The organism is Micromonospora sp. DT62, assembly GCF_049847285.1.
GTDB classification, from domain to species: Bacteria; Actinomycetota; Actinomycetes; order Mycobacteriales; family Micromonosporaceae; genus Micromonospora; species Micromonospora reichwaldensis.
The window spans coordinates 106,555-122,602 of the sequence record NZ_JBNCOB010000023.1 but is presented as its reverse complement, the minus strand read 5'-3'; the positions used below and the strand labels follow the sequence as shown (position 1 = coordinate 122,602).

The 16,048-nt window shown below is 70.7% G+C and carries 13 protein-coding genes; 6 read left to right on the top strand and 7 right to left on the bottom strand.

Annotated elements, in window-relative coordinates; all coding sequences use genetic code 11:
* Both ACPXCB_RS25570 and ACPXCB_RS25565 read left to right on the top strand, forming a co-directional pair.
* On the top strand, window positions 1–144 hold a 144-nt coding region (locus tag ACPXCB_RS25570), incomplete at its 5' end, for an IS3 family transposase (protein WP_425878135.1).
* Window positions 145–253: 109 nt separating this feature from the next.
* Window positions 254–952, top strand: a complete 699-nt coding sequence (locus ACPXCB_RS25565; RefSeq protein WP_425878128.1) for a hypothetical protein — start codon at window positions 254–256, stop codon at window positions 950–952.
* Window positions 953–1,098: 146 nt separating this feature from the next.
* Here the strand turns inward: ACPXCB_RS25565 and ACPXCB_RS25560 are convergent, their stop codons facing one another.
* The 3 genes from ACPXCB_RS25560 to ACPXCB_RS25550 form a co-directional block, all read right to left on the bottom strand.
* Window positions 1,099–1,488 (bottom strand): OsmC family protein, encoded by a 390-nt coding sequence (locus tag ACPXCB_RS25560; RefSeq protein WP_425878126.1) that lies wholly within the window; start codon window positions 1,486–1,488, stop codon window positions 1,099–1,101.
* 391 nt (window positions 1,489–1,879) lie between these two features.
* Complete coding sequence (locus ACPXCB_RS25555) at window positions 1,880–3,142, bottom strand: DUF6357 family protein (protein WP_425878125.1); 1,263 nt, start codon at window positions 3,140–3,142, stop codon at window positions 1,880–1,882.
* 97 nt (window positions 3,143–3,239) lie between these two features.
* The gene (locus tag ACPXCB_RS25550; RefSeq protein WP_425878123.1) at window positions 3,240–3,893 is read right to left on the bottom strand and encodes a hypothetical protein; all 654 of its coding nucleotides are present in this window, start codon (window positions 3,891–3,893) and stop codon (window positions 3,240–3,242) included.
* Window positions 3,894–4,342: 449 nt separating this feature from the next.
* On the opposite strand from ACPXCB_RS25550, the gene ACPXCB_RS25545 reads away from it, so the two are divergent.
* Window positions 4,343–7,528: a penicillin acylase family protein gene (locus ACPXCB_RS25545; RefSeq protein WP_425878121.1), complete on the top strand. Its 3,186-nt coding sequence runs from the start codon at window positions 4,343–4,345 to the stop codon at window positions 7,526–7,528.
* Here the strand turns inward: ACPXCB_RS25545 and ACPXCB_RS25540 are convergent.
* Window positions 7,470–10,643: a hypothetical protein gene (locus ACPXCB_RS25540; RefSeq protein ID WP_425878119.1), complete on the bottom strand. Its 3,174-nt coding sequence runs from the start codon at window positions 10,641–10,643 to the stop codon at window positions 7,470–7,472. The two genes, ACPXCB_RS25545 and ACPXCB_RS25540, sit on opposite strands and share 59 nt — an antisense overlap.
* A 306-nt stretch (window positions 10,644–10,949) precedes the next feature.
* Here ACPXCB_RS25540 and ACPXCB_RS25535 point away from each other — a divergent pair, with 306 nt between their 5' ends.
* From ACPXCB_RS25535 to ACPXCB_RS25525, 3 genes are all read left to right on the top strand, one after another.
* Window positions 10,950–11,369, top strand: a complete 420-nt coding sequence (locus ACPXCB_RS25535) for a hypothetical protein (RefSeq protein WP_425878117.1) — start codon at window positions 10,950–10,952, stop codon at window positions 11,367–11,369.
* 2 nt (window positions 11,370–11,371) lie between these two features.
* Complete coding sequence (locus tag ACPXCB_RS25530; RefSeq protein ID WP_425878116.1) at window positions 11,372–11,596, top strand: helix-turn-helix transcriptional regulator; 225 nt, start codon at window positions 11,372–11,374, stop codon at window positions 11,594–11,596.
* Between the two features lie 146 nt (window positions 11,597–11,742).
* Window positions 11,743–12,423, top strand: coding sequence for a DUF4386 domain-containing protein (locus tag ACPXCB_RS25525; protein WP_425878114.1), 681 nt, complete (start codon window positions 11,743–11,745; stop codon window positions 12,421–12,423).
* A 413-nt stretch (window positions 12,424–12,836) separates the two neighbouring features.
* On the opposite strand, the gene ACPXCB_RS25520 is transcribed toward ACPXCB_RS25525, so the two are convergent.
* The 3 genes from ACPXCB_RS25520 to ACPXCB_RS25510 form a co-directional block, all read right to left on the bottom strand.
* Window positions 12,837–13,184: a transcriptional regulator gene (locus ACPXCB_RS25520; RefSeq protein ID WP_151453008.1), complete on the bottom strand. Its 348-nt coding sequence runs from the start codon at window positions 13,182–13,184 to the stop codon at window positions 12,837–12,839.
* Window positions 13,181–13,906, bottom strand: coding sequence for a hypothetical protein (locus ACPXCB_RS25515; protein WP_425878112.1), 726 nt, complete (start codon window positions 13,904–13,906; stop codon window positions 13,181–13,183). Before ACPXCB_RS25515 ends, ACPXCB_RS25520 begins: the two co-directional genes overlap by 4 nt.
* A 445-nt stretch (window positions 13,907–14,351) precedes the next feature.
* Window positions 14,352–15,761, bottom strand: coding sequence for a cellulase family glycosylhydrolase (locus tag ACPXCB_RS25510; protein WP_425878133.1), 1,410 nt, complete (start codon window positions 15,759–15,761; stop codon window positions 14,352–14,354).
* Between the last annotated feature and the right edge of the window lie 287 nt (window positions 15,762–16,048).

Genomic DNA, 16,048 nt, shown 5'->3' with positions numbered 1-16,048 from the left:
GACCTGGAGATGGCCACCGTCGAGTACATCGACTGGTACAACAACCGTCGCTTGCACGGCGAGCTCGGGCACATCCCGCCCGCCGAACACGAGGCCCTACACACGATGACCCAGCCGGTCACCGGCCCCCTGAAAACCAGCTAACCAACTCTCCATCAAACCCGGGGCTTGACACAGAGCCGCTGCACACGGCCCGCTGAGTCCGGACGACTAGTTGTCGCCGCCGCAGCGTGACGGGACAGGATCTGCCGAGTTGAGTGCGTTCGCCAGGGCTCACGTAATCTCGTCGCTGCCCGAGCTGTGGGAGGTCTCCGCGCCGGGCGTCGTTCGGGCCATCGTGGGTGAAGGCGAGCTGAACATGGGCACTGATATCGCTGGTGGAGTTGAAATCCGCCCGCACGGTCGTGGTTCGCCGTGGCTACTGGCCGATGTCGACCTGGACTCCCTACCTCGCCACTACGATGCCTTCGGGCTGCTGTTTGGTGTACGAAACTTCGCCGGGTTCGAACCTGTTGCGCCCGGCCGCGGCCTACCGGAAGACGCCAGCCCCGAACTGCTTGGCCTCCAGTTCGCGGACAGCGAACACGGTCACACTTGGGTGTCATGGATGGAGCTGGCCCACATCGATTGGAGCGTACAAGCGCCCCGCGTTGACGACCGGATTCACGAGTACAAGCTGACAAGCGACGGGCCGCGTCTCATCGGCAAGGCCAGCCATCATGGGCATGCCTGGCGCGCAGTGGCCGGCGAGCGCGCCGATCCCAAGGGCAGCGCCTACCCGGAGGGAACTGAATGGCGTGCCGGCGATCGGCTGTGGCGGGTGGAGCGCCTCTCCCACGGTGACGTGTTGCGTGCCGACCCGCAGTTGCGGGCACTGCTGGACACCATGCGTGATCTCTCCGGGCGGCATGGCGGCGACAACGTACGGCTGCTTGTGTGGTTCGACAGTTAGCAACTGGCGGCCAGTACCTCTACCTTGGGCATCCTCTTCTGCCGCTGATCGGGTGTGTCGACGCTTCGCGAATGGTGAAGCCAGCGCCATCGGCTTGCTCACCGTGGTGGGTCGATCGATGTGAGCTTCGCGGACAAAGGGGCAAGTCAGCTTCTCCGTACCGTGGTCCCGGCTCGAATCGCCCGCGGGATCTCGGCGACATCGTCGACACGATCCAGCAGCACGGCAAGTTCCTCGACGGACCCGGGTGAGCTCAGCTCGACCTGGTAGGTGATGCCGCTCGATATCCACGTCTGCGTGTCGAAACCACCCTCAGCCGATACACGTACCCCGTCGATGCGGATGCCAAGTTCGCCTGCCTCCCGGTATATGTCGTTCAGGACGCATCCAGCCGCAGCGAGGTGCAACAGGTGGGCCCCGGTGAAGTCCGCCTCGACCGTGACGCCCTCAGGGGTCCACCGGTGTGGGAACCGGATCGCACCACCGTCATCTGAACTGAACGAGCCGGCGCTGACCACGACTGCATATTGCTCCACCGCTTGCTCCCTGCCCGATTTGCCTCGCCGACCGGCTCATTGTGATCCGTCACCGGCTTCACCACCAGATGCCGAGGCATCCGCTTCTGCCGCAGTCCGCGCGTCACGTCAAGGAGCAGGGTCGGCACGCCGGCAGCGCCCGGGACGGCCGAATCGAAGTGATCCGAGCTATCGCTGATGTCTCGGTGGTTCGTCAGGAACGCTTGCGGGTTTGCGTCGCGACTGCCGTCCGGAACGCCGCGGTGAACTGGTCCGGTTCTTCCCAGCCGGGGATGGTGGCCCGCGTTCGGGAGGGGCCTGAGCTGCACGAGTGTCCTGAAGCGCCAAGGGTCCTGTCCCGAGGATCTCAGGATCTCCGACAGAACGGCGCGGGCGTGGGTTCCCTCTGGGACTACCGGGCGTCGCGCCGACGACGCGCGCGCTCGAACTCGGCGACATCCGACATCCAGGGACCGTGCTGTTCGAGTGCCGCGCAGCCGCCGCGGACGAAGGCGCTCACCAGGTTCCGGTACCCGCCGATCCCGTCGACCAGGCTGTACTCGACCTGGTACTGCGGATCCGACCCGGCTTCCCCCTGTCGCACCGTCGTGATCCGGGCGATGGAGTCCGCGTAGAAGTGCAGCTGGATCCCCTCGCCCATCTCCTCGTCCTCGATGGTGAACACTTCGTTGTCCGCGGCAGAGCGGCCGGCGACGAACTCCCAGAACTCGGCGGAGGCAGTGCGGGAACCGTCCCGTAGCCACTTCTTCTCGCCGCCCTTGTCATCGGTGAACGACAGGGCCGTCTTTCGCGCGCTCGCACCGAGGTCGGCGTGGTCGTCGGCAGCCTCCTCGTCGTCTTCCGCCGGGGTGCTCCTGGAGCGGTCCGCAGCCTCCGCGCACATCAGAAAGCTCACCGTCCGCACCGCGTCATCGACGAGTTCGGGGTACGCGCGGCGCACGGCCGCGTCGACCGTCGCCGCCATCCGGTCCCAGTCGCGCTTGTCCGTGGCCCGGTTTCCCCGCCGCGGATCGAGGCCGATCCGCATCCCGGCGCATGCCTGCTCCGCGGTGGCGATCACACGCATGACCTGGGGGAGCAGTGCGGGGTCGACGGCATCGGGTATCCGCCTGGGAACCGTCGCGCCATGCAGATACTGGCCCGTGTATCTCAGGATCGCGGCGTCGAGTGGCCCGAGGACCGCTCCGCGCTCGGCGCGACGGCGGTCGGCGTGATACTCCTGGGCACGTTTCTCGTTCGACCCCTCCGTCGCCGCGCGCATCGCCTCGCAGACCTGGCCGCGCTCAAGTAGAGCGATGTCGGCGCCGTGGGCGACGAGCCGGCTCCTGTCCCAGCGGATGCGTCGGAAGAGCGCGTCGACGTCTGCGGGCGAGGAGAGCAGGACCGGGTCCAGGAGCGCGACGGCGGCGTCCTCGTCGAGCCGGCCCCGGGTTCCGGCGGCGTCGCACAGCGGAAGGACCGCACTCCACAGCAGCAGGTGTCTGGTCAGGTCCTCCCGGATCACCGCGAGATGGGCCTCCCCGATCGGGAACGTGAAGGTGCGGGGCTCATGGTTGGCGTCGGCCCCGGCGGCGAGCATCAGCTTCAGCTCGCCGTCCTTGCGGACCACCTCTGGAATCCAGCCGCTGCTACGCGTGAAAACGACGTCTCTCACAGCTCAGGCCTCCCCGCAACGGCACCGGCTGGACATGGTCGCTTCGGGCCTGCGGCGAGTGTCACGGCGATGGTGCGGCCCATGCCGCACCGCCTGGTCACGACCACCGCGCAGTTTCGACGTCGAGGCGTGGGTCGGTGCGTACCCAGACTTCGCCCCCGGCGGCCTCGGCCGGGGCGTCGACTCGTTCGAGACCGAGGAAGTCGATCAGCTGGAGCAGTTCGGCTCGTTCGGCTCGGTCATCGTCGACACCATGCGAGTCGAAGAAGACGTAGTACCGGTCGCTCGGGTCGACGATGCCCGAATCTGCCCAGATCCGGGCGACTTCCTCGATTGCCGCTGCTTCCGTCGTGATCGTGGCGGCGCGGGCGGCACCGCGGGTCTCCGGTGACGCGTCGAGGTCGGAGAGGTCGGAGAACCACTGGCCGAAGCGGTCGAGGCCGGCATATCCGTTCTCGAAGAACAGCATCGCGCTCGGAAGGTAGCGGTTGGGCCGGTCGACCTGGAGGTGTTCCGACCGAGGTCGGTCCGCGTCCCTGGTCCGGGAGATCACCCCCAGCCGGGGCATGAGTACCAAACTCTGCCCCGCCGCTTCATCCCTGATGGTGTAGGTGTCAGCCTCTCGACCCCGGAAGAACGCAGAGAACGCCACGTAGGCCTCCTGGGGGTCGCCCACTGAAACGTGTTGGTCGTTGCCATCACCGACAGCGAAGACGAACTGCTTCGGTCCGGGTTTGTAGGGGCGGGCCATGTGCGTCCTCCGGTCACGTGCGACAGCTCCACCACCGTAGTGGATCAGTGCGGAACTGCCTGCGGCCCTGGTCACAGGCGTGCGGTGCGCGCTGGCCCTGCGCGAGCGACCAGCCGCCCGCAAGCCCTGAACCGGACCAGCCCGCAAGCGGACCCGCGCATCGCAACCGGCGACTCACGCGATCGGCACCTGAAGACGTGCGCTCGACGCGGCCTCGGGCCGGTCCGGACTGGCCCGGTTCGGGGGAGCGGCGCCGGCGGGGCGAAACGTCGGCATTGGCGGTTGGTGAACGACTGCTATCCCGGGCGGCGGTCGGCCGCGATCATTGCCCCGAGATAGATATGAGCCAATCTCACCTCCGGGTGGAGCGCCCGGGCGCGGAGGGCGAGACGTCGGCACGGCAGCCGGGCGTACCGAAGGCCCGACTCCGCGTCCCCGGAGGAAGACTCATGCCCCGTCCCCCACTCCGCGCCCGGCTCGCGGCGCTCACCGCCGCCGTCCTGACCGCGAGCGTCCTGACCGTCACCCCGCCGTCACCGGCGCTGGCCGCCAGCACGTTCGCCGCCAACGACTACTGCCTCGGCCAGTGCGCCGACATCCTGCCCCCCGGGCAGAACGGCAACGCCACGCTGGCCACCATCCTGGCCCACCAGGCGCTCGGCACCCGCCCCGCGCACTCCAGCGACCAGCTCGACGAGTACGCGAACCTGGTCTACAACTACGCCGGGCTGACCGACGAGCAGATCGCCCACTTCTACAACGACGCCTCCTTCGGCGTCCCCGCCGCGCAGGTCGAGAGCACCGTCTCGCCGCGCGCCGACGTCACCATCGTGCGGGACAAGGCCACCGGCGTCCCGCACGTCACCGGCACCACCCGCGCCGGCACCATGTTCGGCGCCGGCTACGCCGGGGCCCAGGACCGGCTCTGGGTGATGGACCTGCTGCGGCACGTCGGCCGCGGCAAGGTCACCTCGTTCGCCGGCGGCGCCCCCGGCAACCGGGAGCTGGAGCAGAGCGTCTGGGCCAACTCGCCCTACACCGAGGCGGACCTCCAGGCCCAGGTGGACGCGCTGCGCACCAAGGGCGCCCGGGGCCAGCAGCTCTACACCGACGTGGTCGACTACATCGCCGGCATCAACGCCTACATCGACAAGTCGATCGCCGACGACAACTACCCCGGCGAGTACGTGCTCGCCGGCGCCGGCAAACCGAAACACTTCACCATGACCGACCTGATCGCCACCGCCGGCGTGATCGGCGGCCTCTTCGGCGGGGGCGGCGGCAGCGAGATCCAGTCCGCGCTGGTCCGGGTGGCCGCCCGGGCCAAGTACGGCGCCACCGAGGGCGACCGGGTGTGGGCGGCGTTCCGGTCGCAGAACGACCCGGAGACCGTGCTCACCCTGCACGACGGGCAGAGCTTCCCGTACGGCGCGACGCCGCCCGGCGCGACCAGCGCGGTGCTCCCCGACGCCGGCACGGTGGTCGCCGAGCCCCTCGCCCACGACCAGACCGGCGGGGCCGCCGCGCGCGCCGGCGCCAGCACCGCCACCCAGGAGCTGATCGGCGGCCTGGCCAATCTGCGCGCGCACGGCATGTCCAACGCGGTCGTGGTCTCCGGACGGCACACCACCACCGGCAACCCGGTCGCCGTGTTCGGCCCGCAGACCGGCTACTTCGCCCCGCAACTGCTGATGCTCCAGGAGTTGCAGGGGCCGGGCATCAGCGCGCGCGGCGCCGCGTTCGCCGGGCTGAACCTCTACGTGCTGCTCGGCCGCGGCCAGGACTACGCGTGGAGCGCCACCTCCGCCTCGCAGGACCTCACCGACACCTACGCGGTGCCGCTGTGCACCACCGACGGCAGCGCGCCGACGCTGCGCACCAACCGCTACCTCTACCACGGCCAGTGTCTCGCCATGGAGTCGCTGGAGCAGCGCAACTCCTGGTCGCCGACGCTGGCCGACTCCACCCCGGCCGGGTCCTACACGCTGCGCGCGCTGCGCACCAGGTACGGGCTGGTCGCCTACCGGGGGCTGGTGAACGGGCAGCCGACCGCGTTCACCAAGCTGCGCTCCACCTACCGGCACGAGGCCGACTCGGCGATCGGCTTCCAGGCCTTCAACGACCCGTCGGCGATGGGCAGCGCGGCGGCGTTCCAGGCGTCCGCCGCGAGCGTCGGGTACGCGTTCAACTGGTTCTACGTCAACTCCACCGAGGCGGCGTACTTCAACTCCGGCGCGAACCCGGTCCGCCCGGCCACGGTCGACCCGAACCTGCCGGCGAAGGCCGAACCGGCGTACGAGTGGGTCGGTTGGAACCCGGACACCAACGACGCCACCTACGCCCCGCTCTCGGCCCACCCGCAGTCGGTCAACCAGGACTACTACGTGAGCTGGAACAACAAGCAGGCGCGGGACTTCGGGGCGGCGGACGGCAACTTCAGCTTTGGCTCCGTACACCGGGGTCAGTTGCTCGACGGTCCGGTGCGCGCGGCGATCGCCCAGCGCAAGCTCGGCCGCGCCGACGTCGTCAAGATCATGGCGGACGCGGCGGTGACCGACCTGCGCGGCCAGCAGGTCCTCGGCGACCTGCTGCGGGTGCTCGACAGCGCGCCGGTCACCGACCCGGCGCTGGCCGACGCGATCGGCAAGCTGCGGGCCTGGCAGCAGGCCGGCGCCCGGCGGGTGGAGACCACCCCCGGCTCCAAGGTCTACCAGCACGCCGACGCCATCCGGATCTTCGACGCGTGGTGGCCGCTGCTCGCCTCGGCGCAGTTCCGCCCCGGGCTCGGGCCGGGCCTCTACGCCGCGCTGGTGGACGCCATCGAGGTCAACGAGGCGCCGTCGGGCGGCCAGAACGGCGGGCGCGACGGCGCCGCGAGCTGGGCGTTGCAGGGTCAGGCGCACAAGGGCTCGTCGTTCCAGTACGGCTGGTGGGGCTACGTCGACAAGGACGTGCGCACCGTGCTCGGCGACCCGGTGGCCGGCGGCCTCGGGCGGGCGTACTGCGGCGGCGGCAACCTGGCCGCGTGCCGGACGACGCTGCTCGGCGCGCTCGGGCAGGCGGCGGCCGTGCCGGCCACCACCGTCTACCCGGGCGACAAGTCCTGCTCGGCGGGCGACCAGTGGTGCGCCGACTCGATCGCCCACTCCGGGCTCGGCGGCATCACCCACCCGGTGATCGCCTGGCAGAACCGCCCCACCTACCAGCAGGTCGTCTCGTTCCCGGCCCGCCGGGGCGACGACGTCACCAACCTGGCCCAGGGCCGCCCGGCCACCGCGTCGAGCACCCAGTTCCTGACCAGCCACACGCCGGACAAGGCGGTCGACGGCAGCCTGAGCAGCCGCTGGGCCAGCAGCTACAACGACAACCAGTGGCTCCGGGTCGACCTCGGGGCGGCCCGCACCGTCAGCCGGGCGGTGCTGCGCTGGGAGTCGGCGTACGGCACGTCGTACCGGATCGAGGTCTCCGGCGACGGCAGCTCCTGGACGCCGGTGTTTGCCACCACCACCGGCAACGGCGGCGTCGACAACGCCACCTTCGCCCCGATCACCGCCCGCTACGTGCGGATGTACGGGGTCAAGCGGGCCACCTCGTACGGGTTCTCGCTGCACGAGTTCGAGGTCTACGGCCGGTGACGCCGACGGCCGGCCGGCGGGAGCCCCCCGCCGGCCGGCCGAGTGCCAGCAGCAGGCCGGCGGCGGCGAGGGCGGCTCCGGCGGCGGCGGTGTACGCGGGGAGTTGGGTGGGGATGCCCAGGTGGACGGTGATGCCGAGGATGCGGGACAGGCCCCAGGGCAGCAGCGCGAGCTGGTCGTTCCACACCGTCAGCGCGCGTTCCAGGCCCACCACCGCGACCAGGGCGGACAACACCCCGAGGGGCACGCCCGCGGCGGTGAGGGTCAGCCCGACGGCGCTTCGGCGGCGCAGGCCGTACCGGTCCCGCAGGACCACGGCGGCGGCCACGAACAGCCAGCAGAACGCCGCGAACGCGACGGTGACGTACGCCGCGCGCAGACCCGGCGCGGTCCAGAAGGCGAACCAGTACCCGCCCGGTCCGCGCCCGGCGAGCGCGGCCAGCAGCAGCACGCTGCGCAGCAGCGCGACGCCGCCGATCACGGCCCACAGGTGGAACGGGTCCCGCCGGCCGACGACGAGGCGTACGACGAGGGCGAACAGCGCCCACCCACCGAGCGTGACCAGCAGGTGCGCCGGCGCGGCGAACCAGGTCAGCACGAGCCGGCTCGCCACCAGCACCACGGCCGGGATCAGCCACACCAACACCCGGTCCGCCCGCGCCCCGGGCGTCGGCAGCGCGGCGACCCGCCACGGCCGGAGGGCGCCGAACAGCAACCCGCGCGCGGCGGCCGCGCCGAAGCCGCGCCCGCGCAGGCCGAGCAGCAGCACGAGCAGGATCGATCCGAGCAACGCCCGGGCCGCCCAGGCCATCGCCGGGTCCCGGTCGGCGCGCTGCGCCCCGAGGTCGGCGGCGGTGAAGTTGTACGCGGGCAGGTCCAGGTCGGCGCCGTAGCGCTGCCGGTGCGCGTCGCGTGCGTCGTGGTACGCCGCTGCGGCCAGCCGCCAGTCGTGGCGGGCGGCGGGAGAGCCGGTGTCCAGCCACTGCGCGTGCCGCAGCACCATGGCCCGGTACGCGCCCAGCGTCTCGAACAGGTCGACCTGGTAGTCGAGCGTCGTGGTGAAGCGCCCACGCAGTTCGGCGTCGCGCCAGGTCGCCGGGTCGGTCGCGGCGACCAGGTCGCGCATGCGCCGGGCCAGCGCGACGGCCTGCGTGCCCTCCTCGATCGCCTCGTCGACGCGGCCGCCGGTCACCGCGTAGATGCTGTTGAGCGCGGCGGAGTCGCCGGTCGGGATGTCCCACTCGAAGATCCACATCATGGGTGGCGGTTCCAGCCCGAGCGCCCGCACCGACCGGTCGGCGTACGGGCCGATGTAGAGGCCCTTGGTGACCGCCTGCCGGGACAGCGCCATGGCCTGCCCGATCGCGGCGACGGTGGCCGGGTTGCCGGAGAACGTGCGGTACGCCCAGTCCGCCGTGACCTGCGCCGGGTCGGCGTGCGGGTCCCAGGCCAGGCGGCCGACGGCGTACGTGTTGAGGTCGTAGAGCTGCCAGAAGCCGGCGCGCAGATGCAGCGACATGGGTCCGGCGCGCAGCGGCCCGCCGTCCTGGGTCCAGTTCCAGACGCCCTCGACGTGCGGGTTGGCGGCGAGGAACGCGCGCAGCGCCTGACGGTGCAGCGGGCCGAGGTCGTTGGGCAGCGAGCCGAACGCCTCGAACTCGCGCCGGGCCTGGAACTCCACGATGCGGCGGTGCTTGCCGCCCAGCAGGGTGGTGTTCAGCGGCAGGTGGCTGTAGAAGTCGCCCAGCGTGTACTTGGTGGACACGATCAGGTGCGGGTCGTCGAGTTCGCCGAGCACCCGCGCGTACGACTCCGGGTTGGTGTGCAGGTCGCCGACGGCGCCGACGCCCACCGTCCAGGTACGGAAGATGATCTCCTTGCCGGCCGCGCCCGCGGTGCCCAGCAGCGCCCGCAGCATCGCGCGCACGGACGTTTCCGTGGTGACCGCGAGCCTCGACGAATAGTCCCAGCCGGTCCCGGCGTACACCTCGCCGCCCTCGCCGACGCGGACCATCAGGCCGTCGACGAACGGCAGGCTCTCGAACAGTTCGGCCAGACCGGCCTGGTAGACCGCCCACAGCCGAGGGTCGGTCACGTCGAGGCCGCCGACGGTCCGCGTCAGGTACGCCTCCAGCGGGGGCGACACCGCGAGCATGTCGGTCAGCAGGAAGACCCGTACGCCCATCTCCTCGGCGTACCGGAAGACAGGGCCGAACGCCGCGACCATCGCCCGCGCGCGGTCGACGTGCGGGTCGCCGGGCGGATAGACCGCGCGCCCGTCGCCGACCTTCGCGAACGTGACGTACTCCAGGAAGCCGGGCACGACGATCCCGTTGAATCCCTGCGCCACCGAGTGGTCGACGAACTGCCGGAACTGCGCGTCGATGCGGGCCACCGCGCCGGCGTCCACCCACGGCGCGCCAGGCAGCACCGCCGATGCGACCACGTCGGTGTTCAGGCCGTAGTCGTCGCCGGCGGCGAAGGCGGCCGGGGCGGGCTCGCGCCCCACCGAGCCCGCGTCGGTCAGCCGCAGGCCGAGCCGGGGGGCGACCACCCGACCCGCGTCCGCTGCGGGGAGCGCCTCGGCACCGGAGCGGATCCGGTCGGCCAGCCGGTACATCCCGGCTGCCACGCCCGCGACGTCGCCGCCGTGGACGGCCAGCTCGGCGCCGTGCACGTCGAGCCGGTACGACTCGGGCGCCCCGCCTCGGGTGGCCAGCACGCCCGCCCGCAGCGTGGTCACCGCCGACAGGTCCGGGGCCGCGATGTGCGCCGCTCCGGCGCCCGGCGCGGCCGTCGCGGCCCCGGCCGGGCGCGGCGCGGCCGGAGCGAGCACCGGCCGGGGCAGGCCGCGGGAGACGACCGCGTCGGCCACGGCGGCCGCGGCCTTCCTGACGCGCGGCTCGTCGGGCACGACGAGGGACGCCAACGGCGGGACCGGTGCGGGCGTCCGCGCCGGGGCGGCGACGGCGTCCTCGCGCGGCACGGCAGCGGGGGAGTGGCTCAGCCCCAGCGTGTCGCCGACCCCCCACGCCGTGGCCGCGCCGAGCGCCAACAGGACCGCCGCGGCGACGAGCAGCGGGTACGGCCTGCGGGCCCGAACAACGTGAGCCATGCTCGGATGGTAGTGGCCCACCGGCCCCGTCCTCGACATACGGAAAGCGTTCCCTCAGTGGCCAGCGATCGCTGCGGCCCGGTGCCGCGCTGACCTCGCGCGGCAGTTCCGTATCGGCAGGCCGTGCGCACAGCAGTGCCTGCCAACGTCACCGTGCACCGTCCGGCGTGGCGTGGCGAGTAGACACACCGGCCGTCCTCGACCGCCAGTGTGTCGACCAACCCTGGTGGGGTTAAAGATTATTGACATCATGTCGAAAGAGCTTTACCTTGGGATTGTCAAGTTTTCTTTACATGGGAGCGAGACATGTCCTCCGAGGAGAAGCGCACCTGGATCTCTGCCGTGGTCGGCGTCGTTGTTCCGGTCGTCTACCTGGCGATCGTCCTGTCCAAGGTGCTGGGTACGGACGTGGCGAGAATCGCCTACGTGGGGCCGATGCTCACCGCGATCGGCGTCGGGATCGGCGCGAGCATCGTCCTGACCATCGTGGCCGCCATCACCTCGCCCAAGGACGCGGGCAGGACCGACGAGCGCGATCGGGAGGTCAACCGGCGGGGTGAGTACGTCGGGTTCCACGTCATGAGCATCGCCGCCCTCGTGCCACTGGCCCTGGCGATGGCGAAGGTCGAGCATTTCTGGATCGCACATGCGCTCTACCTGGCGTTCATCCTGGCTGCGCTGGCGTCGGCGGCCGCGAAGATCGTCGCGTACCGGCGGGGCTGGTAGCCATGGGCAAGCCGACCAGGGTCACCAACTCGATCCGGGCGTTGCGCTTCGCCCACGGCGAAATGACCCAGGCGGAGTTGGCCGACCACATCGGGGTGACCCGCCAGACCATCATCGCCATCGAACAGGGCCGCTACTCACCGTCACTGGAAGTGGCCTTCCAGATCGCGCGGGTATTCCGGGTGCCACTCGACGACGTCTTCGGATACCCCGACACCGACCAGTAGCCCCCACGACCCGACCCGGCGCGCGACGCAACCGCCTCGCGGCCCGGTTCCACGCACCCGAAATCAAGGAGAGACCGCGCAGACCCCTGAGGCGTAGTCCGGATCGAGAAGGAGCGACGATGCACGCGCTAACACGTACCGCCCGGATGACCGGGCTGTTCTACCTCGGCATGGCCATCACCGCCGCACTCGGCTTCCTCATCCTCCGCCCGTGGCTCTACGCGGCTGACGACCCTGATGCGACGCTGGCCAACCTGGTCACGCACGACTCGCTCGCCCGCGCGAGCGTTGCCCTGGAGTTGGCCATGGTCGTTACCCAGGCCCTCACCGCCGTCTGGTTCTATCGCCTGTTCCGCACCGTGAACAGCTTTGCCGCGAGCGGGATCGCCGCCTTCGGCCTGATCAACGCGGTCGTGGGCCTCGTGAGTGCGGCAATGTTGGGCACGGCGATCCAGGTCTCAGTCGACCCGGTCGGCGACGCGGCGGCCACCGTCCAGGTCCTGTACCTGATCAGCCTCAACCTGTGGGGCGTGGGAGCACTGTTCTTCGGCCTGTGGCTCATCCCCATGGGCTGGTGCGTGCTGCGCTCGGGCTGGATGCCCCGCGTCCTGGGATGGATCCTCGTCGTCGGCGGCGTCGGGTACGTGCTCAGCCCGTTCGTCCTGTACCTCGCCCGCGACGCACAGGTCATCTTTGACGCGATGGCGTATCCCGCGTCTGTAGGCGAGTTCTGGATGGTTGGCTACCTGCTCATCCGCGGCGTGCGCCGGAAGGCACTGGACGAAGCGCCGCCAACCGTTCACACGCCGACGCCGGTGGCGAGCTGAAGCGGTGCTTTGATCCACGCATCAGTAGCCGGACCGTCCCACTTCACCAGGCGAAGTACGTCAGGCAGGTGACGTCCTTCGCCTGGTGCCGTCAGCCGATCGCCCGGCTGTTCGGACCGGGTCTGGCCGTGATGGTCGTCCTGCTTCGCGCACGTCGCAGCGCCCACAACACCGTCACCGGGTAGGGGTACACCCAGCGGGCTTCACCGCTCAGGCACCGTACCCCCCCGCTCCGCCGAGAAGATCGCACTGCCGCGACAGCATCCGCTCCTGCCGCGAGGCGCGTGGTGCAGGGCGCCGTGGCCGCCCAGGATGTGCTTACCTTCTGACCTGCCGCATCCCATCATGTCCGATGAGGCAGATCCAGGATCGCGCTGCTCGACTCCCGACGGCCCTGAGCGCCCCGCAGCTGCTCACTTGCCCTCTGTGGTGGTTTCGACACGGGCGATCAGCACCTTCAGGCGGCCGATCTCCTCGGCGAGGGCGGTCTTGCCTTCGGGGGTGAGGGTGATCCAGGTGCGGCCACGCTTGCCCTCGTAGCCCTTCTCGATGTCGATCAGACCGGCCGTCTCCAACACGGTCAGGTGCTTGGAAAGGTTGCCGGCGGTCAGGTCGAGCTGGGTGCGCAGGTAGCCGAATTCGACGCGCCGTGCCTCGTGCGCGATGGCGAGGATGCCCAGCCGCACCCGCTGGTGCACGACCTCGTTGAGGCCGGTGACCGGGTGGTCGGACGGGTCCGGGGTGTCGGCCTCGGCAGTCACCGCTGCCTCCGGCGGGCCTGTGAAAAGCCGATCCCGCCCGCCAGGAGCACGGTGCCGGTGACGAGCTGGGGTGACGTCATCGACAGCCGGAGCTGGGTGTCCGCCCCCGACATGAACGACGGGATCACCCACTCGGGCAGTCCCATGCCGTCGGTGGTTGGCAACACCAGCAGCACCAGCGCCAGGTAGCCCAGGGTGAACAGCAGCAGCGCGACGTTGCGTTCCAGGCGGGCCAGCACCAGCAGCGCAAGCCCGATCAGACCCCACGGTGCGATCAGCCGGTCCAGCACGATCCACCAGAACGGCATCGGGCCGCCCCCGAAAGGCGGGTGGCTCGGGAAATAGGCGGCCGCCGCCGTGTACGCGGCCGTGAGCACGACGGCTGTCGCGGCACCGGTGATCGCGTACGGCAGCACGCGGGCACCCAGCCCTCGCGCCCGGGCGGCCCGCACGTAGCTGACGGCGATAGCCGTGTAGGCGAGCAGCAGCGCCGGCGGCCAGTAGTAGAGCATGCCCCGGCGCGCGAACGAGCAGCCGTCGCCGTCGCACTGCACCTTCATGAAGAGCCAGTCGAACGGGACGGCCACGAAGGTCGCCGCGGCCAGCACCAGCAGTGCCACCCAGGTCAGGCGCTGGTCGCGGCGCACGCGGCCGGCCAGGGCGCGCACGTCGGAGAGAAGGCGGTGAGGGTCATCGCCGGCGGACACCGAGTCAGTGGTCATAGCAATATGTTTCCACGGCAAACCTGTTTGCGCTAGCCCCTTATTGGCGGTGCACAGGGCTTGGCGCGATCGGCCACCACGATCGGTCACCGTCGCAGAGCCGTGTCTCTGCATGCGGGCGTACGGGGCATCGCGGTGGACGTGGCGGTGAGAGCCTGCGAATCCCATCGGTACCCGCGGGAGGCGCTGCTCGGGCTGGTCGAGCACGTGGCTCTGGTGACCGCCGGATCGGCCTGTGGCATCGGGCCTGGGCACACGCGGACGCGACGACCGAGGCGCTCCCGGTCGACGCGCCCGGCTCGGCGGTGGTGGCGTCACACACGGGTGACGCTGCACCACATCCTCATGCACGCGCTCGCCGAGCTGAACCGGCACGCCGGAACACTGCGCCCACGCGGGATACCGCAGACCGGTCGTCCGCTGGTCCGACCGTCGCAACCAGGCGCTACTGGAAGGTGTCGGGGGTGCGGATACGGTCGCGGATCCAGGCACCGGCCGGCTTGAGGCGGCTGGTGCCGCCGAACTGGCCGCTGCCGCAGGTGCCGGTGGTGAAGACCGCGCCGGAACGGAAGTCGTCGGAGAAGTTCCAGTTGGTCCAGCTGATCTTCTTGCTGGCCATCAGGTCGAGGTAGCGCTGGGCCATGGCGAAGTCGTTCGGGCCGTCACCGGAGTAGTCCTGGGTGCCGAACTCGGTGACGAACAGCGGCAGCCGGTCGGCGGCCCGGGCGAAGGTGTCGTAGTACGCGTCGCCGTGCGAGGCGGCGTAGAAGTGGAAGACGTACATCAGGTTGCCGCCGGCGACCGGGTTCGCCGCGATCGTGTCCACCCCGCCGCCGCTGCCGGAGACGCCGAGAGAGGCCCAGTCGGGGGTGCCGACCAGCACCACGGCCTCCGGGTCTCGGCTGCGGATGACCGGAATGACCTGGTCGGCGTAGCTCTTGATGGCGCTCCACGCCACGCCGTTGGGCTCGTTGGCGATCTCGTAGAGCACGTTGACCTTGTCCTTGTGCCGGTCGGCGATCTCGGCGAAGAAGGTGCGCGCCCGGGTCAGGTTGTGGTTCGGGTCGCCGGGGCTGAGCATGTGCCAGTCGACGATGGCGTACATGCCCCGGGCGGTGGCCAGCTCGATGTACTGGTGCACCAGGTCGGTGAAGCGGCGCGGGTCGGTCTCGTACCCGCCCTCCTGGATGTACATCGAGATGCGCAGCACGTCGGCGTTCCACTCCCTGGCGAGCACGTCCAGAGAGGCCGGGGTGGCGCAGTTCGCGTACCACTGGAGGCCGTGCGTGCTCATGCCGCGCAACTGGATCGCCCGGCCGTCGCGGTTGCAGAGCTGGCGACCACAGACCCGGAGCTGGCCGTTGGCCGCGACCGGCGAGACGCCGGTAGGCGGCGGGGTCGTGGGCGGCGCGGTCGTCGGCGGGGGAGTGGTCGGCGGCGCGCTGGTCGGTGGCGGGGTGGTGGGCGGCGTCGTGCCGCCGGCGCAGGGCTGGCCGTTGAGCGTGCAGCCGGTCGGGGTGCCGGTGCCGGTGGCGACGAAGCCGAAGGTCACGGAGGCGCCCGGGGCGACCGTGCCGTTCCAGGACCGGTTGGTGAAGGTGTGGCGCTGCCCGCTGCTGGTCAGCAGCGCGTCCCAGTGCGTTCCGACGGTGGTGCCGGCGGGCAGGTCGAACTCCAGCCGCCACGAGGTGATCGTGCTGCTTCCGGAGTTCGTGATCCGGTAGCTGCCATCCCAGCCGGAGCCCCAGTCGTTCACCTTGGTGAAGCTCGCGGTCGGTGCCGCTGCCGCGCCGGCGATGCCGGTCAGGGTCAGTGGTGCCAGCGCCACCGCCGCCAGCAGGCCGGCGGCCAGGATCGTTCTGCCGCGAAGTCGCACGGGGCACCTCCGGTGGTCGGGGAGGGATCTAGTGCCATCGAACTATAAAGATACTTAAGTATTAGTGCAATGAGATCCAACCCCGGTGGGGTCGGCGGTCCCGGTCACGGGGCTCGGTAGCAAGCCGATCGAGGGTCTGAAGCACGGTGACGCTCCCCGATCTCACTGCGCGACATCGGCCGATGGTGCGGTGGCCGGGGGCGGCGGCGGCGCCCGGGCGGCGCGGCGCGGGGGCACCAACACATCGCCGAGCCCCCGAGACGACG

Bases quoted from the DNA above. Each gene is read 5' to 3' on its own strand.
- ACPXCB_RS25550 (WP_425878123.1), bottom strand. From the start codon at position 3,893: ATGGCCCGCCCCTACAAACCCGGACCGAAGCAGTTCGTCTTCGCTGTC.
- ACPXCB_RS25545 (WP_425878121.1), top strand. From the start codon at position 4,343: ATGCCCCGTCCCCCACTCCGCGCCCGGCTCGCGGCGCTCACCGCCGCC.
- ACPXCB_RS25540 (WP_425878119.1), bottom strand. From the start codon at position 10,643: ATGGCTCACGTTGTTCGGGCCCGCAGGCCGTACCCGCTGCTCGTCGCC.
- ACPXCB_RS25535 (WP_425878117.1), top strand. From the start codon at position 10,950: ATGTCCTCCGAGGAGAAGCGCACCTGGATCTCTGCCGTGGTCGGCGTC.
- ACPXCB_RS25530 (WP_425878116.1), top strand. From the start codon at position 11,372: ATGGGCAAGCCGACCAGGGTCACCAACTCGATCCGGGCGTTGCGCTTC.
- ACPXCB_RS25525 (WP_425878114.1), top strand. From the start codon at position 11,743: ATGACCGGGCTGTTCTACCTCGGCATGGCCATCACCGCCGCACTCGGC.
- ACPXCB_RS25515 (WP_425878112.1), bottom strand. From the start codon at position 13,906: ATGACCACTGACTCGGTGTCCGCCGGCGATGACCCTCACCGCCTTCTC.